Genomic DNA, 24243 nt, shown 5'->3' with positions numbered 1-24243 from the left:
TATTTTCAAGCTTGTCCCTCATTCTAACAAAGCAATAAGTCGGGAAGAAGTCAGAGCAGAGCAAGCTATGATGTGTTAAACTTGTCGTAATTTTATAGATTGGGGGACCACCACATGATGAGATCCATTCTAATTGTTGAAGATGAGGAAGCTATCTCCAGGGTCCTCAGTGCCTATCTGAAAAAAGCAGGCTTCCATGTCACCCGTGTAGCCGACGGACGTGCTGCGCTGGAGTCTTTTGCTATAACACCTCCCTCATTAGTATTACTCGACATCATGCTGCCAAACATGGACGGCTTTGAACTGCTAAAGCTGATCCGTGAAAAAAGCAGCTGTCCCGTGATCATGCTCACCGCAAGGGACGGGATCAATGACCGACTAGCCGGTCTCGACGGCGGTGCGGATGATTATATGTCTAAGCCCTTTATTCCTGAGGAAGTGGTGGCCCGCGTGAATGCTGTATTACGCCGTCCTTCGCAGTGGTCCGATGGCAGCCGCAAACGGCATTATGGCAGTTTGTTTATCGACTTCACTGCACGAGCTGTCTTTTTAAACGGGGTTGAGCTGAGTCTTAGTCCACGTGATATGTCGGTCATGTTATTTCTGGCTGAAAGACCTAATCAAATATGTACTCGCGAGCAATTAATAGAACATGTCTGGGAGATGGATTACGAAGGAAGTGACCGAGCCGTGGACTTGTCTATCAAAAGACTTCGCCAAGCGCTGTCGCATTGGCCAGTAGATGAGGGGGAAATCCGTACCCTGAGAGGGACAGGATATCAATTATGGACAACCTAAAGAAAAGCAGCCCCAAACGTACTTCGATTCTCTCCTATTGGACGATTCGTTACCTGCTCATCATTAGTGTTGGCCTCCTGCTAACTGCACTAACGACGTTCTGGTGGATCCAACAAGAAGCTATGAGTAACCGGATGCAAACTACTGGATTATTAGCACAGGAGATTGCCGACCGGAGCGTAAATCGTGAGGGATCAATAGAGATCAGCCAAAATCTTGGAATGCTCATTGAAGACCGAAAACGATTCTTCAAGTTAACCGTAGAAATGTGTGTAATCATTACGGATCAGCAAGATCAGATGCTGTTCTCTATGCCACCACTAACTGAAGATGAGATGAGGCATAAACTTAATGATAGTCTTAACGACTCTCGCAGTCCGGAGTTCAAAGCTGCAGTAGCGTCCATACAATCGGATGGCAAAACGCTTGGACAGGTGATTGTCCTTCAATCCAAGAAATCGCTGAGGCATATCCCTCAGGAGGAGATCATTTTTTTCTCCATCCTGTTGCTATTTCTAATCATATTAAGTTGGCTAACCATTTACCTCTTGTCTCGTAAACTGGCAAAACCGATCCAGAAAGTAGCCAAAGCAGCCGCTCAAATCAGCCATGGCCGTTATGATATCGTTCTGGATAAGGACGCCAAAGAACGAGAAATCCATGAACTGATGTTGTCTTTTGAAGAAATGGCGGGCAAACTACAGCAATTTGAGCAGTCCCGTGCAGTTATGTTAGCCGGAGTATCCCATGAGCTAAAGACACCAGTTACCTCTATTAAAGGTCTGATCCATGCCGTTCGTGAAGGGGTCGTCGAAGACGATGAAGCGGTGGAATTTCTAGATATTGCTTTGCAGGAAGCTGGACGATTGCAGCGGATGGTTGCCGATCTTCTGGATTACAACGCCCTGACTGCAGGAATCGTTTCTGTCCGTCATGACCGACTGGATGCCATGCCGCTGTTGTCAGAAATCGTATATCAATGGAAGCTGACACAAGCGGATGAAGTTGCGGAGCCCGTGCTCCATATGCCGAGAAATCCCTTATTTTTACGTGGAGACTCGCTTCGCATCCAACAAATTATCGTCAATTTACTTAATAACAGTGTACAAGCCAAAGCCCCAGACCGAATGGTGCAGCTTACAGTAGAGTTGCTTGAACAGCAAGGCCATGGCATGGCTGAAATTCGTGTTCAGGATAATGGGCTGGGCATCTCATCGAAGCATAGTGAACATGTTTTCGAGGCTTTTTTCCGAGGTAGCGACAAACAGAGCACACTACGTGGTCTAGGACTCGGCTTAACCTTTAGCCGTCTACTGGCAGAAGCCATGAACGGGAGCCTCGTGCTTGAGGAGCACTCCGAGGGAGGCTGCACCTTCGTGCTGTCTCTACCACTTGATCACTAAAAAATAGTCTGCGGGCCATCGTCATGGTATAATCATGTGCACAATCACACCGAAAACCGGAGGCTGTATATGCTTACTTTTGAACAAAAATTAGCGATTCTCGACTCTTACCCCCAACTGGAACGCAAAAACGTATCCCTTGGGCGCGTGAACTATCACTACGAGGAAAGCCAGCATGATAAGAAAACCGTTGCTTACCACCTGCATCCTAACGGGAATGGCTATGTGTTCGCAGGATTATTGCGGGGCTATGAGACAGATGATAAGGGCTTTGTGAACATTCGCGACTACTCGGAATCCGAGCTACGGAGTCTGTTGGATGCCTCCATCACCTCACTGTCTATTTACATTCCGGACGTCCCTGTAGCCAGCAAAAGAAAGAAAAAGGCTGCGGCAGCAGCCGATTCACTCTGGACTAATGATGAGGGTCATACGCTGACTCTAAAGCTTGAGGATGATTTATGGTATGTCTATGCCGACCTCAATCTGGAAATGGCCTTTGAAACACTTGAGGAAGCTAAAGAATATTTAGCGGAAGAGGGATTTACAGCACTGGGGTAATAATGACTCCTATCTAAAAATAAAAAGAGGTGTCCTAAAGGCCATTTAATCTGGCGATTCGGGCACCTCTTTTCAATTATAAGCTTGCAAGCTCTACCCAAAACTTCGCTAATAAAAAACATTAATATCCCCTCTAACTACCGAGACCATCATTCAATTATTTGTAGTATAAAAAGAATACTACCACTAAAACCCAAATTATGGTTAGATGAAGGGGAAGCTATATCCTAAAGGGAAAGAAGCGTGAACGCACATGAGTTTTGAAATCGTAGAAGCCACTATACCGGAGATCCAAGCTGCATTAGAAGCCGGAGAACTTACGTCAAAACAACTAGTTCTCATGTATTATGAACGCATAGCTGATCATGACAAAAATGGCCTGACGATTAACTCTGTGCTGGAGATCAATCCTGATGCATTATTTATCGCAGAATCTCTAGATGTTGAACGTGCGATCAATGGCTCCCGGGGACCCCTGCACGGCATACCTGTGTTATTGAAGGATAACATCAATACGGGGGACAAAATGCATACTAGCGCGGGTTCGTTGGCTTTGGCGAATTCTTTTGCCGGGGAAGATGCGTTTATCGTTAGCAAGCTGCGTGAAGCCGGAGCAATCATTATGGGTAAAGCTAATATGACGGAATTCGCCAATTTTATGACAACCGGCATGCCCTCCGGATACAGCTCCCGCGGCGGGCAAGTCCTTAACCCCTATAATATATCTACACCAACAGGTGGCTCCAGTGCTGGTTCCGCGGTAGCTGTCGCTTGTAACTTTTGTACAGTTTCTGTTGGCACAGAGACCTCGGGATCGATCCTTAACCCTGGTAACTTGGGCTCCATTATTGGCATTAAGCCAACCGTTGGACTGCTCAGCCGTTCGGGAATCCTTCCGCTATCCAATACACAAGATACTGCAGGCCCTATGGCCAGAACCGTTCGTGATGCCGTTCTGCTGCTAAACGCAATGCTGGGCAACGATAGTCACGATGCAGCTATGGGAACAAATATAGGTAAAATACACGAGGATTATACTGTATTTTTAGATGCGAATGGCTTGCAAGGTGCCCGTATAGGTATCCCGCGTGATTATTACTTCGAAGAGCTGACAGAAGAACAACTTGCACTGTTCAATGCTTCTGTAGATAGAATGAGAGAGCTTGGAGCGACCATCATTGATCCTGCGGATATTAAGACTGCCCGGGAAATTAGTTATTCTTCGGTGGTATTGAACGAATTCAAAACAGCACTGAACGCATATTTATCTCGTTTGGGTCCTGGGGCACCGATGCGCACCTTAAAAGATATTATCGACTTTAACCATGCACATCCTGTGGAGACTTTGAAATATGGTCAAGCTACATTAATTGATGCGGAATTCACCTCTTCCGGTACACAAACCGAACCAAATTATTTGCGACACCGCGCGACTGACCTGAAGCTGTGCAAGGAAGATGGAATCGACGCCACTATGAAGGAATACAATCTGGATGCGCTGCTGTTCCCCGCCGATTTCGGCGCCAGAATTACCTCCAGAGCGGGATATCCGTCTATCGTTGTGCCTTCCGGCTATACCACGGCAGGTGCCCCTTTCGGGGTGACTTTCTCAGCGAAAGCTTATCAGGAGCCTACACTCTTCAAGCTCGCCTATGCTTATGAACAGCACTACAAGGTGCGAAAAGCACCATCGTTAAAGAGCTTTATCTGATCACTTCTTATCTCTAAAAGCCCATAATCGGTGATGGTCTCATTCACTGATCACGGGCTTTTTCATTTTCCATACTCTACGTATACTTACTCATAGTCACGCTGATTCTCTTCATCGGCAATATTCTGAATTTCATCGGAGTGAATTAGAAACAATTCATACTCCCCTTCCGCATGCAGCTTCAGCGCTCGTTCTTTAAAAAACTTCGGACTTCCTTCCGCCGCATCCTCATCATAAAAGAGCAATATTCCATCACTTTTGCGGAACAGCAAGTCATCTCTAGCCCGAAACTGCCAGCTACCATCATAAGGAGCATTACTGACCGCCCCGAAGAAGTCCGCACCCGCAATAATGCGCCGATATTCGTTCTGCTTCTCTTCCTTCCACTTCTCTTCCTGTCCAGTATGCGCCGTAATGATTCCTAATTTTAATTCCGGATATTGAGTCTTGAGTTCACTTACTACCTCGCATGCCCATAGATCCACACCATATTGCCCGGGTGTAATCACCCATTCCACACCATCTTCTATTAGAGGTTTTAATCGGTTAGCTAGTGCCTTTTTGATATACGGAATCCCTTGATGCTTATTGTCAAAAATACCGAGCTCGTGCGCACGATACCCCGTTACTAGTAAAGTCTTCATGTGCTGCCTCTTTCCTGAACGTTGTAATCCACTTAATTGTTCATTATATACCATTTTCATACTTCATTTCTTTAGGCAAACTCTCAGCGGAAATTAAGCAAACTTTCAGAACCATTTGTTATATTTCTCCTAATCTATCTTTAACCTACTAAGGAGGAATGAAAAATGAGAAAGTTCGTCCCTATTCTATTATCTGGAGGCCTACTCGCGTCTCTATTATTGGCTGGCTGCAGCGCGAATTCGGAGGCCGAAGGAACAACTGCTGCAAATAACCAAGCAGACACGGGTTCAGCAGCCAAACAACCACAAGCAAACGCCGATCAGCAAAATGGCGGCCGCAACATGTCCATGAATTTTGGTAAGATTAAGAGTGTCAGCGATACTACGCTTACCGTTTATACATCGGAAATGCCTACACCACCACAAGGTGCTGCAGAAGGTGGTGGGCAAAACGGTCAAGGCGGTACTCCACCAGAAAAACCCGCTGGCGATCAAGGTGCAGGAAATGGCACTGCACCAGAAGGCGGGATGCCTCAGGGAGAAATGCCGGAAGGTGGTGGACAAGGTGGTCGACCACAGGGAGGTGGAATGCAGCAAAACTTCTCTGAAGAAACCACAGACATCACTATTGATGCGGACACTAAAATCGTAGCGGTTACCTTCGACAATGGCACGCGCCAAGAAACTGCGATCACCTTAGCAGAGCTGAAAGCTGATGATATCATTCAATATACGCTTAAATCGGATTCCACCGTGGCGGAGAGCATTACATTAAGTAACGGCAATCCCGGAGGAGCCGCTCCAGATGGCAGCACGAACAGCAGCAGCTAATGAGCTGCTGCGCAACAAAAAAAGATCTCCGGGGACAAGCTGGTTCCCTGGAGATCTTTTTAGATACATTAAATTATTTCTTATCCGACAAAATCAATACTCCACGGGCTGGCACAACAGCAGAACCACTAACTTTATTGCCAGTCAGAAGATCCGTACGCTCAGTAGCACCAATATCCGAACTCAAATCACCAGTAGTGTGGTTCAGCAAGAATAGGTAGGATACGCCTTCCTTCACACGTTGCACAGATTCGATACCTTCCGGTGCAGCTACTAGTGGCTGAATGTTCTTGTCAGCACACAGATTCGCTAAGAATCCTTTCAAGAATTCAGCTTCTGGACTAGTAGCCACGTAATAAGCTTTACCTTCGCCAAAGTTATTGACAGTCAAGGCAGGCATTCCTTTATAGAAATCAGATCCGTACTCTGCCAGAACCTCAGCGCCTTCGGCATGAATCAGATCGCAGAGCAAATCACATTTGTAAGAACCACTCAAATTGCCCCACGCTTTGTCCATCACAATCTCATTGCTCATGCCTGGTAGCAGTGCATCAATTTCCTCTGCCCAGATCCCGAGTACGTTGCGCAGTTCCCCAGGGTAGCCACCTACGGTTACAAGGTCGTTCTCATTAACAATCCCGCTGAAATAAGTCGTAATGAATGTACCACCTGCTTTTACAAAAGCTTCAACCTTCTCAGCAAAACCTGGCTTAACCATATACATCACAGGTGCGATTACAATCTCATATTTGAACAGGTTCTCTTCGACACCGATCATATCGGCTTCGATATTTTGTTGATAGAGTGCATCATAATATTTGTGAATCTCATTCACATAATCCAAAGCAACGGATGGTCCGCTTGAAAGGTTGATAGCCCAACGGTTTTCCCAGTCATAAATAATCCCTATTTTAGCTGCACTACGCGCATCCAATAGTTGATCTCCAAGCTGTCCAAGCTCTTTACCTAGCTCAGCGCTTTCACGGAATACACGTGTATGCTCATGTCCGACATGCTCAATAACAGCTCCATGATACTTCTCACATGCACCAATCGAACGACGTAGTTGGAAGAACAGAACAGTGTCTGCACCACGGGCTACAGCCTGATAACTCCACAAGCGCATAACCCCTGGACGTTTCAAAGAGTTGTATGGTTGCCAGTTCTGCTGGCTTGGCGTTTGCTCCATCAGCATGAACGGTTGGCCATTCTTCAATCCACGCATGAGATCATGCGCCATGGCTGTGAAGCTGACCGGTGTATCCAGTGAAGGATAGTTGTCCCAAGAAATAACGTCCATATGTTTAGCCCACTCAAAATAGTCCAGCTCATCATAAAAGCCCATCAAGTTAGTGGTCACAGGTACGTTAGGGCTGTGCTCCTTAATCGCATCGCTCTCAATTTTGTAGCATTCCAGCAAGCTATGTGACATAAATCTACGGAAGTCTAATGAAATACCTTGGAAGTTGGTGCGGTTGCCATCCCATTCTTCGCTCAGCTCACTAGGCAGGACAATTTCTTCCCAATCATAAAACGTATGTCCCCAAAAACGGGTATTCCATGCTTTGTTTAATGCATCCAGAGAACCATAACGATCCTTCAGCCAGACACGGAACGCCGCTTCAGATAAATCAGAATAATCATAGTTACTGAACTCATTCGAAACATGCCAAGCTACTAGCGCCGGATGATCCTTGTAACGTTCTGCCAGCTTTCCTGCCAGCTTCGCTGCAAACTTGCGGTAAACTGGACTGTTTGGATTCGAGTTATGACGCCCACCGAACTTGCGTTTTCTGCCCTTCACATCAACACGAGTAACTTCAGGATAACGATGAGCCATCCAAGCTGGGTGCGCTCCTGTACCTGTTGCCAGACATACGTAAGTACCATTTTTATATATTCTATCCATTAATTGATCTAGTGATGAGAAATCATAAGTGTCTTCGGAAGGTTGGATCAGCGCCCAGGAAAATACATTAATTGTGGCAACATCAATTCCTGCCAGCTTAAACATACGCTCATCCTCTGCCCATACTGGCGCATCCCATTGCTCTGGATTGTAATCTCCACCGTACCAAATCTTAGGTAATTTATCGTTAATCACACTTCGCACATCCTTTATAGTATAATTATATATATATTGTAATCGGTTAACCTCACGCTATAAATATAAAATAATCTTCCCATCATATAATAATATGGAACTAAGAGGAGATGAGGTCATTGAAGGGAATCGTGCATCGTAGAATTGTGTTCCCCCATGAGGGTGGACAGCATCTACCTATCACTTTAGACAGTATTGGTCACAATCATCAGCAGGAAAAAGTATCTCGCTCCGATGGCTACGAAACCTATCATTGGCTCCAAACAGCATCGGGTGAAGGTGTGATTCATTTTGAGAATAAAAGCTTCTTCCTTCCCGCAGGCAGTGGTGTATTACTTCTCCCCTATACCCCACATCGCTATGAAGCTTCGGCTGCTAACTGGAGCACCTCTTATTTAACGTTCGGAGGCAGCTCCGCAGGGTCTATTTTGGAGACGCTCGGGATGAATATGAATTCTTTTTACAGTTGGGAAAAAGAGGCGCCTCTCTCCAAGCTGCTAAGAGAAATACTTGATCGTTATGACGCCTCACAGGACATGTTTGGTCTAGCCGCCTCCACTGATGCTTATCGCTTTCTGCTTACTTTAAGCAAATACGGGCAACTACATAACAATACGACCATTTCCCGTAATGTCGATAAGCTGCAGCCGCTACTGAAATGGATGGACAGCCATTATGGTGATCCTGATCTCGGACTTAACGATCTAGCCGATCAGCTCAGCGTATCAGGGCGATATCTCAACAATCTATTCATACAAACCTTTGGGCTATCTCCTTATGCCTATTTCGTACGGCTACGTATCCGTAAAAGCAAAGAAATGCTCGTAAGCCAGCCAGATCTTACTGTAAAAGTCATCTCGCAGAGAGTCGGTTTCCGTGATGTTAGCCATTATGTAGCCACCTTTCGCAAGCAGTCGGGGACTACACCGGAGCAATTTAGACGACTTCACTAACACTCTACGAGTAAAGCTAGATTGGATCCTGTGTAGGGAAATACCACATAAGGTTACGTATGACGGAGCCCATCGCTGTGTGGTGGATCTCATTAGTATGGGCATGTGCGAAAGAGTAACTGCATTTTGTACACTTAAATCAGCCTGTTCAGCAGAAAAATATCCATATAAGTGTATTCTGTGCAGTTATATCCTCCGTATTTGGCTGTGAACCGCGATACTTCGCATTATAGCTGCACTAAGTACAACTAAATCTATTTTATAGCCCGAAAATACAAAATAAGTGTAGAAAGTGCAGCTATTCCGCACAGTACCAACTTACCAACTGCTTCGGCGCAACATCTGTGTCACGTCTAGCCATTCGCTCTGTGTAGAATTCCGCATCGCACCAAATCGCCTTCCACTCTAAACGCAGCATTCTTCACTACACCAACTGGCTTTCCTCGACAGCTACCGCCACCCTCAAAAAAGTACATTCAATTGCACTTCATGCAATAGAATTTGCCTTTTTGTCTCATTTCGAGCATTCTATTGCACTTCGTGCATTAGAATCTGGTGAAACCCATCAAAATCGACGTTTTCCACTAATCTGATTGCACAAAGTGCAGCAGATCTCAAATTCCCCCACCCAAAAAGGAATTCTATTGCACAGAGTGCAATCACAATCACATATCACAAACTCAATCTCAATCACAAGGGTTCACCCCCAAGGAGGATAATCTCTCTCCACATCAACGGTTACTTAGAATCGCTACATCTCCAAAATTTCTACGCCATACGGCTCAAGCTGCAGTTCTCCTGAACAAATCGAGTGATCCAACAGACTGTTATACTCCTGTGGTAACGGGACCGTCACCGGCTCCCTATTCAAATTAAGCAAGAATAAGAAGCTTCCTTGATCTCCCGAACGCACGGAGGCCTGTACTCCATCCGGCAATCCCTCAAATCTAAACAGCCCCTGCTGTTTAGAAAGGCGCTCCAATAAAACTGACCAGAATCTCTCATCCATATGAGTCCCAAAGTAATAAACCTGACCTTTTCCAAAAGCATTGACGGTTACAGCCGGAGTTCCACTATAGAAATCATCGCCATACCACGCAATCGGCCATGCCACAACAGGTCTTAGGATGTCGCACCACTGCGTGCATTCATATTGGTTCCCCTCAGCATCAACGACCTTATGGGTTTCAGCACCTATTGGATCATACTCCAGCACTTCAACCCCTGTGCAATAGCTCAGTAGCCCCGGTAGTGGCTGCATGACTGCGATGTTATTTGTAGTTTTCGCGCCACTTCGATTGGTAATAAGCAAAGTTCCGCCAGCTAGTGCAAAATCCTCCAAACTACGTACGACCTCCTCATCCAGCAAATATAAATTCGGAGCAATCACTACTTTATAACCATCCAGCGATTGTCTAAGATCGATGACATCGCAACCTAGACCGAGCTTCGTCACCGCACGGTGTATCTGTTTAATATTCTCATAATAATTGAATCCTTCAGCCTGAGGCTGAATATCCAGCGCGGCTTTCTCTTCATGAGAATGGAGTATAGCTACTTCATTCTTTAGCGTCGTTCCTGTCAGCTTCTCCCCGAGCGTATTAACCTCATGGCATAATTGAGTGAACTCCGCAAACCTGCGTCCTGGGACATTGCTGTGATCAATCAGTCCATGCCAGAATTGCTCTGCTCCCGCGACTGCACTACGCCAACGGAAATGAACGACGGTATCTGCGCCTCTGGCTATCGTCTGCCACGCATATGCACGAATCATCCCAGGATATGGCGTTCGCCACATCGGCATCCAACAACCTGGTGAACCACTTAGCTGCTCCATGATCCAGAAGTTTTGACGTTTAATACCACGGGTAACGTCTAATGAAAGTGCTCCGCTATATGGTGTTGTCGCTTGCTTGGTTGGCGAAGTATTCGGATAATAGTCAAATGCAGCGACATCCAGATCAGCACCGACTGCGTACATATCCAGACGCTGCGGATAGCTATGAAAGTTATGAGTGATAAAATGCTGCGGACAAACAGACCGCAAAATATCAATCTGCGTCTTCTGGAATGCCACCACTGAATCCCACTGAAACCGCTGGTAATCCAGCAGGAATGATGGATTCTGATGAGGCGATCCGCCCAGTGGAACGGTAAGCTCATTCCAATCGCTGTATTCTCCACTCCAGACAACCGTTCCCCACTCTGCATTTACCCGATCAAGGTTCCCATATTTGGCTTTCACCCAAGTGCGAAACGCTATATTACAAGCGTCACAATGACAATCTAACATCCCGAATTCATTGTCAGTCTGCCAGCCAATCACGGCCGGATGTTCACTATAATGCTCCGCAAGACGCTGGGTAATACGGCTTCCGTATTCGCGCAAAGATGTACTGTTATAGCAGCGGTGTCCCCGCACCCCCGGGTGAAAGATCTCACCATTCGTAAACACCGGCAGCACGTCCCGAAATTTCGTAGTTAACCATCTAGGTGGTGTAGCTGTCGGCGTTCCGATCACGACCTGTAGTTCATACTTGTGAAAAAGCTCCAGCGCGCGGTCCAGCCACCCGAACTGGTAATTGCCCTTAGTCGGCTCTAACCGGCTCCATGCAAACTCGGCGACTCGAACTACCTTAACACCTGTTTCCTTCATTAATCTGATATCCGGTTCCCACATGGATTCTTCCCAATGCTCCGGGTAATAGTCCACACCCATCTGAATAGAATCATATCGTTTCATCTACGCCCTCTCCCCCTATATTGTTATCATTAAAATAAAAGGCGCTCCCCGTCTCATAATGATGAGGTATACGGAGAACGCCTTTGTTAACCACTAGTCTTTAATCTTTATGAACAAGCTTTCCTTATTTCTTAAGCTTGTCCCAAGCTGCTTGCATGCCAGTCATCCAACCATTCACATCCACTTTTCCAGCAATCATCTGTTGAATAACACTAGCAAATTCTTGTGTTACACCATCAGGGAATTTAGAAGATTGCAAACCATAGACTTTGTCTTCTTTTACATAGTTCCATACGTCAGATCCAAGCTTACCGATATCTTCAGGAGTTGCTTCGATGGTGGACAATGCAGGGATAAATTTCCATTTTTTAACGATGTACTCTTTACCCATATCAGAAGTTACCAACCAGTTCAAGAAGGTTTTAGCTTCTTCTTTAGATCCGGAATCTTTATTGACAACAAGGTTAGCAGGAATACCTACAGTCATTTTGTCGTTCTTCTCAGCATCTTCATTGATTGGCATTGGGAACATACCGATGTTCATATCAGGTGTGATGTTATCAACAAGGGTTTGTGCCCAGTTACCTTCTTGCATCATGGCAATCTCGCCTTTAGCAAACATAGCCAAGTGAGTGTTAGCATCTGTGGTCAAAGGATTTTTTTGTCCATATTTCAAAGTCAGGTTGAGCAAGTTGCTCCAATCCTCAAACACTTTGTTACCTACGATTGTACCTGTACCCTCATTCAAGCTCTTAATGAAGCCATTTACATCGTCTTGTTGTGCAAAAGCTACGCTGATGCCTTGGTTACCAAGGAGCCACCATTCTTGATACGCATTACCAAAAGGAGTTACGCCAATCGCTTGCAATTTCTTAGCTGCTTCTTCTAGTTGTGACAATGTTTTTGGCGTTTCAGTGATGCCTGCTTTTTCGAACAGGTCTTTGTTATATACAAAACCAATTCCTTCAAGGTTCATTGGCATACCATATACTTTACCATCTTTAGTCATTGGCTCTGCAGCCATAGGAATTAGATCTTTCACCCAAGGTTGATCGGACAGATCTTCCATCTTATCTCCCCAAAGTTCCATTTCAGCATATCCACCATTGGAGAAAATGTCAGGTGCGTCGCCGGAAGCAAATTTAGTCTTCAGTGCTGCAGCATAATCGGCACCACCACCAACGGTTTGAATATCCAGCTTGATGTTAGGGTGTTCTTTTTCAAATTCAACCTTAAGCTCATTAAGACCTTCAACAATTTCAGTTTTGAATTGAAAGATCTTAACGGTCTTCACTTCACCTTTATCTGTGCCAGCGCTTCCATTTTGTGAGTTACTAGATGCGTTATTGCCTCCACCACATGCTGTTAATGCTAAACTCATTGCCATTACTGCCGAAAGTGCAACTGCTGAGCGTTTCTTATTCATTATATTTTCCCCCTTAAGATAGTGGACTACTGATGAAATATTTGGAACGGAGGGCTCGGTGTTAACCTTTCACCGAGCCAGCCGCTATTCCCTCAACAATGTAACGCTGCATAAATAGATAGAAGATGATAATTGGAGCAATCCCGATTACGAGAGCCGGAAGCGCCATATCCCATTGTTTGGTATATTGACCAAAGAAGGAGAAGGTCGCCAGCGGAATGGTACGAAGCTCTGGTGCCTGAAGAATCAAGGAAGGCAGCAGATAGTCATTCCATATCCCAAGTGCATTTAGCACGATCGTTGTCATTACCATTGGCTTCAGCAAAGGAAGTACTATGCGGAAGAACACGGTAATTGGATTACATCCATCAACTGTTGCCGCCTCTTCAATTTCAAGTGGAACGGACTTGATAAAACCATGGAACAGGAAGATTGCCATTGGAACACTGATCCCTAGATTCGTAATGATCAGACCTAGGAAGGAGTTGTTTACTCCTATTACATTTACGACTTTCAAGATTGGAATCATGATCGTTTGAAACGGAACAACCATTGCGGCTACGAACAACAGTAGCAAAAACTGATTAAATTTCGTATTCGCCCGTACCATACGATAGGAAGCCATCGCACTAAACAGAGAGATTAGAATAACACTGATAACCGTTATGATGACCGAATTTCGGAAAGCTTCACCGAAACGTGCCAATTTCCAAGCACTTGTATAGTTCGACCACATAAAAGTCTGCGGCCAGCTTGCAGCATCACTCAGAATTTCACCGAAGGATTTCACTGAGTTCGCTAGCAAGAAATAAAAGGGAGAAAGGAAGAGAAGGGCCAGAAGAATCATCAACACTTCCACGCCGATATTCCATCTGCTTTTTGTCTTAGCGTTCATTAAGCTTCTACCTCCTTGCTCTTCGTAATACGGACCTGAATCAGAGTGATAATCGCTACGATAACGAAGAACAGCAGCGCTTTAGCAGTACCCAGACCGTAACGATTGTTCAGGAAGGCTTCATTGTAAATATTCATAGCAACCGATTCTGTAGATTTGAACGGTCCACCTTTCGTCAAGGAAAGGTTAAGGTCGAACATTTTGAAGGACCAAGAAATGGCCAAGAACAAACCAATGGTTACAGCCGGCATAATCAACGGAACTACGATGCTGCGTAGTACCTGCCAACGGGAGGCACCATCAATATCAGCCGCTTCCAATACTTCTTTGGATACGTTACTGAGAGAAGCAATGTAGATGACCATCAGATAACCGGAAGACTGCCAAACAAAAACCATTACAATTGCCCAGAAGCCAGTTGTTGCATCACCTAGCCAAGGAAGATTAAAGAATGACCAGCCTGTGAGGTCTCCCATAGTTGCGAACCCTTTGATGAAGATAAATTGCCAGATGAAACCGAGCAACAATCCCCCAATAACGTTCGGCATAAAGAAGATGGTCCGAAGCATGTTACGTGTCTTTAATGGTTTCGTTAACAGATAAGCTAGGAAAAATCCTACCACGTTAGTCAAAATTACACCTAACACAGTAAATCTTACTGTAAACCAAAAGGAAGACCAGAAATCGGGGTCATTCGTAAATATAGTGGAGAAGTTTTGAAACCCGACCCAACTTACATTACCAGATACACCGTTCCAGTCTGTGAAGGAGTAATACATCCCCATGATGAATGGGATAATCGTTATTAAGGTGAAAAACAAAACTGCAGGACCAACGAAGAATACCTGTTGACCTAACTGGGACAACTTAGTGCCGCGCATTTATTGTCCCCCCCTTTCTTTTGCTCACTTACTTGTTTATGCTTTATACACATATTATCTGTTTTTTTGAGCGCACCTCACACCTACGGAAGTGATCTTTCAGGTGTAAAATATTGATCGGATGTGACAAATTTCGATGAAATGGAACACGATTCGCACAAAAATGATCGTTTTCATCCTACTTCCAACGCTAATCTGTATTATGGCCACGATGTTTATAAGCTACCACTTTAGTACTCAATCCTTAAGAACAAGAGCCGTAGATGAGAATACGAATCTTCTCTTTCAAGGGACTAGAAACATTGAAAGTCTGATTCAGGAAATCAATCGACTCTCCCTTATCGTCTATTCAGATTCAGAATTCTACAGATCTCTCAAAGCTGGATACGAGGATATGCTAGCAAATGCACGAATTTATTCTTCTCTGAATTACATTTCATCATCTATGCCTGACATATCTCAGGTCTACTTATACGGTGTCAAGGACAGCAAAGCCACTCTACTCACCCAAAATACACCGAAACGTTGGCAGGGTGTTCCACCTTATCCTGACTCCAAGATCACTACCGATTCTGCGGTATCTTTACAGAGTACGCATTTAAGTCATAGCTATGGCCTAAAGGCACCGATCCCGCAATTTATACCGGAGCCAGTGTTTACCTTACACAGAAGAATCGAAAGAGTCCCTACCACAAAAGCGCTTGGCTATCTGTCGATTGATGTCAAGCTAACGGCTCTAACCGACATCATCAGTCAGTTATATGATCAGAAGCAGGAGAACATCTGGCTGCTGGATGGCAACGGAAACATTGTCTATGGGGACAATAGTGAAGAATACGGCAAGAAACTGAATGCAGTTTGGTACGATACGAATATCAGGGACAATCAAAGCTCACAAGGATACTTTGAAGAGGACAAAGCTATGTTTATTTACCAGAATATCGAAGGTCCAGGGTTAAATTGGACGTTGGTGAAGCAGATTCCCGTATCTTATCTTTTCCGAGAAGCCAATGAGGCGGCAACGATCAATATAGCACTAATGGTCCTGCTGCTGATTACAATTACAACGCTAACGATCCTAATCTCTTTTCGAATCACTGCCCCGATCAAGCAATTGACCCGCTACATGAATCAGGTCCAGACCGGGAAGCTTGATATCGATATCCGTCCCATGGGCAAAGACGAGATCGGTGTCGTTACAGAACGGTTCCGCAGTATGATGGATACGATCAACAATCTGATCCTAAGAGAATACAAGCTAGAATTAACTAATAAAACGAATGAGCTACGGGCTTTGCAAGCGCAAATCAATCCGCATTTCCTTAACAACACCTTGCAGATCATCGGTACGCTTGCCTTGGAGCTTAAAGTACCCCAAATCTACTCTCTTCTTTCGGCGCTAGCGAAAATGATGCGCTACAGCATGTACAATGAGGAGAAGATTGTCACAGTTAAGGATGAATTGGATCATGTCAAAGCTTACATCGAACTACAGAAGGAACGTTTTGAAAATAAATTCAGTTTCCGTTACGATATGGAGGAAGCTCTTTTAGATACATTTATGCCTAAGATGATTCTGCAGCCTATTGTAGAAAATTATTTCAAACACGGTTTTAACCATTCCCGCTCTGACGGATTTGTTGAGATCACCGCGGCAAAATTGGGCGACAAGCGAATGGAAATCTGTATTCAAAACAACGGAAATGCTATCCCATCAGCGAAACTAGATCTTTTGCGGCAGAAGCTTCAACATTCCACTAGAACCGATATAGATTTACTAAGAAATACAGAGCAAGACAAGGAAGCTACAGGATCTGGTATTGGTCTGCCGAACGTTCTGGCACGGCTCAAGCTCGTATGCGGAGACAGCGCCATCTTGACTGTGGACAACCTCAGAGCAGGTGGAGTGGTTGTAAGACTGGAAATAGACATTATAGCGGAGCGTGAGACGATATGAAGGCGTTAATTGTTGATGACGAGGCGAGAGTTAGAAAAGCTGTTAGACTTCTTGTCGACTGGGACGCACATCAAATAGATGAAATTCTGGAAGCCGGAAACGGAAATGAAGCCATTGAGATCATTCGGCAAGCTAAACCAGCCTTGGTCATTATGGACATGATGATGGAATCCGGTAATGGCGTAGAATTAATGACATGGGTTAACGAATTTGCCGGCAACATCAAATTTATTGTGGTCAGCGGACATAATGATTTCGAGTTCGTGCGCCAGACCGTACGTCATGGTGGAATTGATTATATCCTTAAGCCCATTGAAGCGGAGGCAATAAATGTAGCAGTCGCTAAGGCAGTGGCTGCTTGGCGTTCAGAGGAAGCTGACCGGAGCGAACGACAGAAGCAGAGCATTCAGCTCAATGAGTTCAAGCCTATCTACGGAGAAAAGCTGCTATCCGCGCTAATCGATGATCCGATCAACTCGGAGTTATCCTTCCGAAGGTTGTGTAGCGATGGCGTTATCCCGGAAAACGTCTCCTCATCACGCCTAGTACTGGTGCAAATAGACACAGGAAATAATCTCCTGCTAAAACGTTTTGGAGGAGACACCGGGCTCATGAACTACGCTATCGTCAATATTTGCAATGAATTTTTACAAGGCCAGCGTAAGGGAGTTGCTTTTCGTTACTGGGGAGGTCCTTCCGAGATTGCCATTATTCTATGGGATATCCAAACGTCTGTTGTCGAGCTTATAGGGAGAATTAATCAGGGTATCTACTCTACTTTACAGGTCCGAATGCATTTCGGAATTAGCTGCATCGGCAGCCTGCCTAAGCAATTATCTTATCAGCGTGCAGAGGTAGCCGAGGCCTTACAGCGTAGAAATTTATTAATTCATGAGGATTATTGCCATTTTTCCACTTCCTCCGAAGAGTTTAAAGAACGCAATGAAACCGCAAAAACAGAAATTCACGGAAATGCATCGCCGATTATCTTTGCACATGTGAAGGAAGACTGGAAAATGGCAGTTATCAGCAGAAGTCCAGATGTATTGTCCTCGGCAGCACAGCACTGGGTGGACGAGCTTAGCCGAGGCGGAGTTGTTACACCGGAGATCCTAAACTCGTGGAAGAATGATGCACTACTATTCCGTTCCCAGTTGGTACGAGAAACGTTAGGCCCTGATGCCGATAGCGCACTAGCCGAGCTAGAACAGGCCGACCAGCTTCACCCAGCTCCTTATACGAACGGTTACTCGTTCTCCTTATTTGCTTGGCGTGACTGGTCATTTGATCTGATGGAGCGAATGTCAGAAGTGATAGCCGCTAAACAAGCTAAAGAAAGCAATCCTATGCATGATATCGTGAAATATATCGAACTCAATTACGCCTCTGATCTATCCTTACAGGAGATTGCCGGAAAGTTCTTTGTTAGCCGCGAATATATTTCACGCCGATTCAAACAGGAATACGGCATTAATTTCTCCGATTTCATCGTTAACGTCCGGATAGATAAAGCTAAATTGCTTATGCAGAATCCTCGTCTAAAGCTATCGCAAATTTCCGAAATGGTCGGGTTTCATGATGTGAAGTATTTTAGCAAGGTATTCAAAAAACAGGTTGGTGCATCACCCAAGGACTACCGATACCAGTTTAAAATTTGATTAATACCATTCTACGAGAAAACGGTTGTCTCTTTTATGGAAGACAACCGTTTCTCGTAGAAATATAAGGATAATGTATAGCGTGAAACTTAAATTTTCTTATATTTTTAAAAAGGCATCCGCGACCGTCTTACCGGCTATGCCGTTCGGGTGTGGGTCGTCTGTCCCACTCATAAACTCCGGTCTGATCCGGTGATCGTCCGGTGCAGGCAGCGACAATAAGCTCGCTATATCAAACACCCGGCTCACACCTATAGGCGGATTAGACAAGATCTCTTCATTCACCTTGCGCCAAGTCTCTTCTCTTTCACCCTGAAAATTGAACGGTGGCACCGTACTTAGAATAATACTAGCTTCAGCATTTGCATCCTTGATCTTAGAAATAATGGTCTGCAAATCACCAAGAAGCTCGTCTGCGGAACGGCAGCCGATATCAATATCATTTACTCCGAGTACGATCATCAGTTCATCACATTGCTTAGCTTTATTTAGCCATGGACCATCCGCCGCAACATCATAAGCTCTAGCCCAGCCCGAACCGATATTCCATACACCGATATCTGTGCCAAGACCATCCGCAATTCTCGCGACCCAATATTCGTACTCATCCTTTAATGTCCGCACGCCTTGAGTAATTGAATCGCCTAAGAATACTAGTCTTTTGGTCACAGATTTCTTATACCCAATGAAGCTTGGCAGTACCAAAAGATTATCAGACGCAGTGAAACCATCCGCTGATTCCTGTGCGGCAAGATTTCCGGGCGCGTCATAAGCTGTTGCCAGCATCCCTTCTACATTGAAAGGAATCGATTTACCTGCAGTAAGTGTCTTAATCGTCCACGTAAACGCCAAGTAATGACCCTCCGGTAGCACAATGCTTGTCTCATCACTCCAGAAACATTCGCCAGCCGCAACGGTTTTTGAGGCTTTGCCCTCAAAGGTAATCGCATGCTGTGTATTTTCAGTTATCGTTCCGACTGGTTCTGTTCCTCCGTCAGCGATATAAGCTGTCTCGATAACCCAGTCGCCTCCAGGTTCACTGCCTACAGCTTCTTGCCCTTGATCCCATGTAGAATCCACCGAGTTGCTATGCCAGAACTTTAACTTCAACGTACCGTTTTCCCTTAAACGAATATAAGTCCGGAAGGTATGCGTAAACGGTTCTTGCCTATTCATTATAAAATTCGCTGCAGTTGAAAGAACCGTTGCTGAGGTATAATCCGTCTGGTTCAATACTCCACTTCCCTTTGTTAAATTAGTATTCATAACGCTTTCCCCGTTATTCAGTAAGATTGTAACACTAAAACCTCTCCAATAAACCAAGGGAACGGATCGTCCACCCAGTGTACAGGAGAGGTTATGGCTATATCAATATACTTGGAGAAACAGTCTTATTTCAATGTAAGGGTAAACGATACAGATTTCGCACCTGCGTTTACTTTTACTGTAGTTTCATCGACTTGTTCTGCACCTTCTACTGAAGCGATAGCTCCCAGATCTTTAAGGGAAAGCGAGAATTCTTTACCGCTGCCTTCTGCAGTAACTGTTACGACGCTGCCTTTACGGTCAGCCTTCACAGTCAATTCAGGAGCACCTTTGAGATCACGAACGGTTGCAGAAGTCGTAGTGCCATCTTCAAGTGAATACAGACCAAATTTCACGCCATTTGCATAGTCGTAATCTGGTTTGTTATCCACACTGCCGCTTGCCAGCAAGGAGTTCTGACGAACGAACAGTGGCAGGCTGAAGAAATCATATTTCTCTTTGCGCCATGATCCGCCTTGTACAGTTTCGCCACTAAGCAGATGCGTCCAGCGCCCAGCTGGCAAGTAGTATTTCGCTTCTCCGTCTTCTTGGAAGATTGGAGCTACGAGCAAGGAATCACCCAGCATGTATTGACGATCAAGTACTTCACATGTTGGATCTTCCGGGAATTCCATAACCATAGCCCGCATAGAAGCCCAGCCATGTTCATGAGCCTGTCCTGCTACATCATACAGATAAGGCATCAAGCTACATTTGAGTTTGGTGAAGAAACGGGTAACATCACAAGCTTCATCATCATAAGCCCAAGGCACACGGTACGAAGTGCTACCATGCAGACGGCTGTGACTGGACAATAGTCCAAACGCCAACCAGCGTTTGAATACATGTGCCGGAGCCGTGTTCTCAAAGCCACCGATATCATGACTCCAGAAACCGAAACCAGACAATCCTAGGGACAACCCACCGCGAAGGCTCTCTGCCATGGATTCATAATCTGCGTAGCAGTCACCGCCCCAGTGAACTGGGAACTGTTGGCCACCGGCAGTTGCAGAACGTGCGAACAATGCCGCTTCATTTTTACCAAGCTTCTCTTCTAGCACTTCAAATACAACCTTGTTGTACAGTTGAGTGTAATAGTTGTGCATTTTCATCGGATCAGATCCGTCGAAGTAAACTACATCTGTAGGAATACGCTCGCCGAAATCTGTCTTGAAGCTATCTACGCCCATATCTACCAAATCACGCAGATAGCCGGCATACCATTCACAAGCCGCAGGGTTGGTGAAGTCCACCAGTGCCATGCCCGCTTGCCACAAATCACATTGATAAACGTCACCGTTAGGTTTTTTGAGCAGATAACCATTTTTCTTGCCTTCTTCAAACAAGCGGGAACGTTGCCCGATATAAGAGTTGATCCATACGCAGATCTTCAGCCCTTTATCTTTCAGGCGTTTCAGCATGCCTACTGGGTCAGGGAATACGCGCTCATCCCACTGGAAATCGGTCCATTGATATTCACGCATCCAGAAACAGTCGAAGTGGAATACGCTCAGTGGTAAATCGCGCTCTGCCATACCATCTACGAAGGAATTTACGGTTGCTTCATCGTAGTCGGTAGTGAAAGAAGTTGTCAGCCACAGGCCGAATGTCCATGCTGGCGGAAGCGCAGGCTTGCCAGTGAGTGATGTATAGTTGCTAATAACTTCCTTAATGGTAGGACCATCAATCACGAAGTATTCTAAGCTTTCTCCAGCTACGCTGAATTGCGCTTTTTTCACTTTTTCTGAAGCGATTTCATACGAAACGAGCTCAGGATGGTTAACAAATACCCCGTAACCTTTGCTGCTTACATAGAAAGGAACGTTCTTATAAGCTTGCTCGGAGCTAGTACCACCGTCTTTGTTCCAAAGATCTACGGTCTGTCCATTCTTAACAAAAGCGGTAAAACGCTCGCCCAAACCGTATACGAATTCGCCTACACCGAGATCCAGCTCTTCACGCATATACGTGTTGTCGTCTTGATCCGTGATATAAGCCATTGATTTGTAACCGCTACCTGTAATTCTCTCGTCGCCACGATAGAAATCCACTGCCCATTGCTCGCCTTTGCGAATCACTACACGAAGTCCGCCGCTAATCAGCACAGTCTCTGAATCGGTTTCTTCAATTTTCACATGATCGCCAGTGCCTTTTGTAAGTTCGAAGACCGGACCGCGTTCTTGTACGCCATCATGATGAATAATTTTAACCCCTACCACACCTGGAAGCGGGGAATGAAATTTTACAGTAAGCAGGGTTGAATTCAACGTCGCTGAACGCCCTGTGATTGGAGTTGTTTGAGTAATTGCTGTTAATCCTTCTGGAGTCTTTTCTACAACATAATTTTGAACTGCACCGTTAATCGTGATACCATCACGCACCAGCCAGAGACCATCAGTAAATTTCATTGAGTACTTGCCACCTTTCAATTTGGTGTTTATAGTTGCATTATACCGATAAAAAATAAACAAAACTAATACTATATAGCTCATTTATAACACTATTTTGATGTTTTTCACGAAAGGAGTGGCATTTATGGACCGTACAACCCAGAGTTTGCTAAAAGAAGACAGAGTGCATGGCGACAGCATGTTTCCGCTTGCAGCTTATTGGATAGAATTGCCGGCTGGAACACATGTACTCGATACCCATTGGCATGAAGAAGCGGAGTTTTTTATGCTGCTAGAAGGAGAAATTCTGTTTCAGGTGGACACCGAATATTTCCCGCTTAAAGCCGGTGAGGCTGTTTTTATCGAATCGGGTGATATTCACGCCGCCTATGTACTGCACGAGGACACTCCCTGCAGATTCTGCGCACTTGTGTTTCTCCCTGATCTTCTGGATAGTGCCCAATATGATGCGATCCAGCAGAACACCATCTTACCCCTTCAGGAGAAAAGACAAAGCTTTCCTCGCCACCTAACACCCGCTGTGAAATGGCACAATGAACTCCTGCGACACTTAGAACGTATGATGGACGCCTATGCTGCGCAATCTCCCGGGTTTGAAGCTTTTATTAAAGGCACACTACTCATCATGCTCTCGCAGATTGCCCCTGAGGATCGTTTCGTGAACCGCAGCCAGCTGGATGACGCTGATACTACTAAAATCAATCGTCTTAAGAAAATTATTCTCTATATTCAGGATAACTATCAGGAGCCCATTCGAACCCGTGACCTCTCCGAGCTGATTCCCATGAGTGAAGGACAGTTCTGCCGTTTTTTCAAAGAGATGACCCGAAAGACTCCAGTAGATTACATTAACTCTTACCGAATTCGCCAAGCCGCTGATCTACTGCAACAAAGCGACAGAAAAATATCCGACATCGCATTCGAGGTCGGATTTGATAATGTGAGCTATTTTATTAAAGTGTTTCGCAGAGCGATGAAATGCTCGCCTTCGGAGTTTAGGAAGGGATCCCGTTGACATCTTGCTGTTTAACTTCTATTCATCGGTCATTCTGAAGCTACGGCTCTCTTTATTAATTCTTCCTCTTGAGCTACCGATATATTATAGATAGATCTTATCGTCGTAGGAGGATAATGAGCCATGCATATAACGAATATGACCTCAGCTATGGGAACGAGGTTTAATGTAGCTGTTAGTCACCAAACCAACGATAAAACCATAAATTCAAACATCAAGACAAGTAGCAGTGGAGACAACTTATCAATAAGTAAATCCGCAACGGCGGCTTTTCAAAGTCAATCCAAGATGGGTGGAATGGTTGACTCCCTGCTTAAACAAAAACAAAGTATCATCGATAGTAAGAACAGTCTAATTGAAAGAACCACCAAAAACTCACATAACCTTGATTCTATTCAAGATCAACTTAAGGAATTCGACAAGCAGCTCCAAACGATTGACCAACAAATTGCAAAATACAACTTCGAAGAGCAACAAAAGAACTTAGAAAATGCTCAAAAAGCAGATCCATCGGATGAACCTAAAACCGAGCAAGAGATACAGAACGAAAGATTGATTACGATTGTTGCTATAAGCCAAAATGTTTCACAAATGGAGGTAGTTTCTTCTACCCACACTAAGATGCATGGCGAGGCAAGAGTTCTGACCAAGGAAATCGAATTGGATGAAGCTCGTTCTACTCTTTCTGCAACAGCCAAACGTGAGCAGTTATCCAAAATCGAAGATAGAATATCGGAAATGAACGAAACGTTAGGCGATACCATAAAAGAAACCGGAGATAAAATTAAAGATCAGGAACGGACAGAGAAATTAGCCACCTACCAAGAAATTCAGCGTTTAGCAGAAGATTCTGAGAAGTCGCAGCTAGAAATACTAATCTAACAAGGACAAGCTTCTCTATATTGAAAAAGCAATCGGACCTCCTCTACATCAGAGGGTGTGCCGAT

Annotated in this window: 18 protein-coding genes; 10 read left to right on the top strand and 8 right to left on the bottom strand. The window is 44.9% G+C overall.

The window, feature by feature from the left end; translation table 11 throughout:
• The first annotated feature begins 117 nt into the window (after positions 1–117).
• From QNH28_RS04470 to QNH28_RS04455, 4 genes are all read left to right on the top strand, one after another.
• Positions 118–798 (top strand): response regulator transcription factor, encoded by a 681-nt coding sequence (locus QNH28_RS04470; protein WP_042193322.1) that lies wholly within the window; start codon positions 118–120, stop codon positions 796–798.
• A complete protein-coding gene (locus QNH28_RS04465; RefSeq protein WP_283910335.1) occupies positions 786–2201 on the top strand; it encodes a HAMP domain-containing sensor histidine kinase in 1416 nt (471 codons plus the stop codon). The genes QNH28_RS04470 and QNH28_RS04465 overlap by 13 nt, the downstream gene beginning before the upstream one ends.
• Positions 2202–2270: 69 nt before the next feature.
• The gene (locus QNH28_RS04460; protein WP_283910334.1) at positions 2271–2762 is read left to right on the top strand and encodes a hypothetical protein; all 492 of its coding nucleotides are present in this window, start codon (positions 2271–2273) and stop codon (positions 2760–2762) included.
• 253 nt (positions 2763–3015) lie between these two features.
• Positions 3016–4473: an amidase family protein gene (locus tag QNH28_RS04455; protein WP_283910333.1), complete on the top strand. Its 1458-nt coding sequence runs from the start codon at positions 3016–3018 to the stop codon at positions 4471–4473.
• Between the two features lie 86 nt (positions 4474–4559).
• On the opposite strand, the gene QNH28_RS04450 is transcribed toward QNH28_RS04455, so the two are convergent.
• A complete protein-coding gene (locus QNH28_RS04450; protein ID WP_283910332.1) occupies positions 4560–5117 on the bottom strand; it encodes an SLOG family protein in 558 nt (185 codons plus the stop codon).
• 165 nt (positions 5118–5282) lie between these two features.
• On the opposite strand from QNH28_RS04450, the gene QNH28_RS04445 reads away from it, so the two are divergent.
• Entirely contained in the window at positions 5283–5948 is a 666-nt protein-coding gene (locus tag QNH28_RS04445; protein WP_283910331.1) for a hypothetical protein, read from the top strand.
• Between the two features lie 73 nt (positions 5949–6021).
• Here QNH28_RS04445 and QNH28_RS04440 read toward each other — a convergent pair whose 3' ends face one another.
• Positions 6022–8052 carry a beta-galactosidase gene (locus QNH28_RS04440; protein ID WP_283910330.1) on the bottom strand — a complete coding sequence of 677 codons (2031 nt, stop codon included), beginning with the start codon at positions 8050–8052 and terminating at the stop codon, positions 6022–6024.
• Positions 8053–8171: 119 nt separating this feature from the next.
• On the opposite strand from QNH28_RS04440, the gene QNH28_RS04435 reads away from it, so the two are divergent.
• Positions 8172–9005 (top strand): AraC family transcriptional regulator, encoded by an 834-nt coding sequence (locus tag QNH28_RS04435; protein WP_283910329.1) that lies wholly within the window; start codon positions 8172–8174, stop codon positions 9003–9005.
• A gap of 751 nt (positions 9006–9756) precedes the next feature.
• Here QNH28_RS04435 and QNH28_RS04430 read toward each other — a convergent pair.
• The 4 genes from QNH28_RS04430 to QNH28_RS04415 form a co-directional block, all read right to left on the bottom strand.
• Positions 9757–11748: a beta-galactosidase gene (locus QNH28_RS04430; RefSeq protein WP_283910328.1), complete on the bottom strand. Its 1992-nt coding sequence runs from the start codon at positions 11746–11748 to the stop codon at positions 9757–9759.
• A 124-nt stretch (positions 11749–11872) separates the two neighbouring features.
• Complete coding sequence (locus tag QNH28_RS04425; RefSeq protein ID WP_283910327.1) at positions 11873–13174, bottom strand: ABC transporter substrate-binding protein; 1302 nt, start codon at positions 13172–13174, stop codon at positions 11873–11875.
• A gap of 61 nt (positions 13175–13235) precedes the next feature.
• Positions 13236–14069 (bottom strand): carbohydrate ABC transporter permease, encoded by an 834-nt coding sequence (locus QNH28_RS04420; RefSeq protein WP_283910326.1) that lies wholly within the window; start codon positions 14067–14069, stop codon positions 13236–13238.
• Positions 14069–14950 (bottom strand): carbohydrate ABC transporter permease, encoded by an 882-nt coding sequence (locus QNH28_RS04415; RefSeq protein WP_283910325.1) that lies wholly within the window; start codon positions 14948–14950, stop codon positions 14069–14071. Before QNH28_RS04415 ends, QNH28_RS04420 begins: the two co-directional genes overlap by 1 nt.
• A 136-nt stretch (positions 14951–15086) precedes the next feature.
• On the opposite strand from QNH28_RS04415, the gene QNH28_RS04410 reads away from it, so the two are divergent.
• Complete coding sequence (locus QNH28_RS04410; protein ID WP_283910324.1) at positions 15087–16907, top strand: cache domain-containing sensor histidine kinase; 1821 nt, start codon at positions 15087–15089, stop codon at positions 16905–16907.
• Entirely contained in the window at positions 16904–18565 is a 1662-nt protein-coding gene (locus QNH28_RS04405) for a response regulator (protein ID WP_283910323.1), read from the top strand. Before QNH28_RS04410 ends, QNH28_RS04405 begins: the two co-directional genes overlap by 4 nt.
• A gap of 99 nt (positions 18566–18664) precedes the next feature.
• Here QNH28_RS04405 and QNH28_RS04400 read toward each other — a convergent pair whose 3' ends face one another.
• Positions 18665–19831: an SGNH/GDSL hydrolase family protein gene (locus QNH28_RS04400; RefSeq protein ID WP_283910322.1), complete on the bottom strand. Its 1167-nt coding sequence runs from the start codon at positions 19829–19831 to the stop codon at positions 18665–18667.
• A 125-nt stretch (positions 19832–19956) separates the two neighbouring features.
• Complete coding sequence (gene yicI / locus QNH28_RS04395) at positions 19957–22278, bottom strand: alpha-xylosidase (protein WP_283910321.1); 2322 nt, start codon at positions 22276–22278, stop codon at positions 19957–19959.
• Between the two features lie 127 nt (positions 22279–22405).
• On the opposite strand from yicI, the gene QNH28_RS04390 reads away from it, so the two are divergent.
• Together QNH28_RS04390 and QNH28_RS04385 are read left to right on the top strand one after the other, a co-directional pair.
• Complete coding sequence (locus tag QNH28_RS04390) at positions 22406–23296, top strand: AraC family transcriptional regulator (RefSeq protein ID WP_283910320.1); 891 nt, start codon at positions 22406–22408, stop codon at positions 23294–23296.
• Positions 23297–23419: 123 nt separating this feature from the next.
• Entirely contained in the window at positions 23420–24178 is a 759-nt protein-coding gene (locus tag QNH28_RS04385; protein WP_283910319.1) for a hypothetical protein, read from the top strand.
• Positions 24179–24243 lie beyond the last annotated feature (65 nt).

Source organism: Paenibacillus sp. G2S3 (genome assembly GCF_030123105.1).
Classification (GTDB): Bacteria; Bacillota; Bacilli; order Paenibacillales; family Paenibacillaceae; genus Paenibacillus_AQ.
The sequence above is the reverse complement of the archived record's forward strand: the minus strand, read 5'-3'. Positions and strand labels throughout refer to the sequence as shown.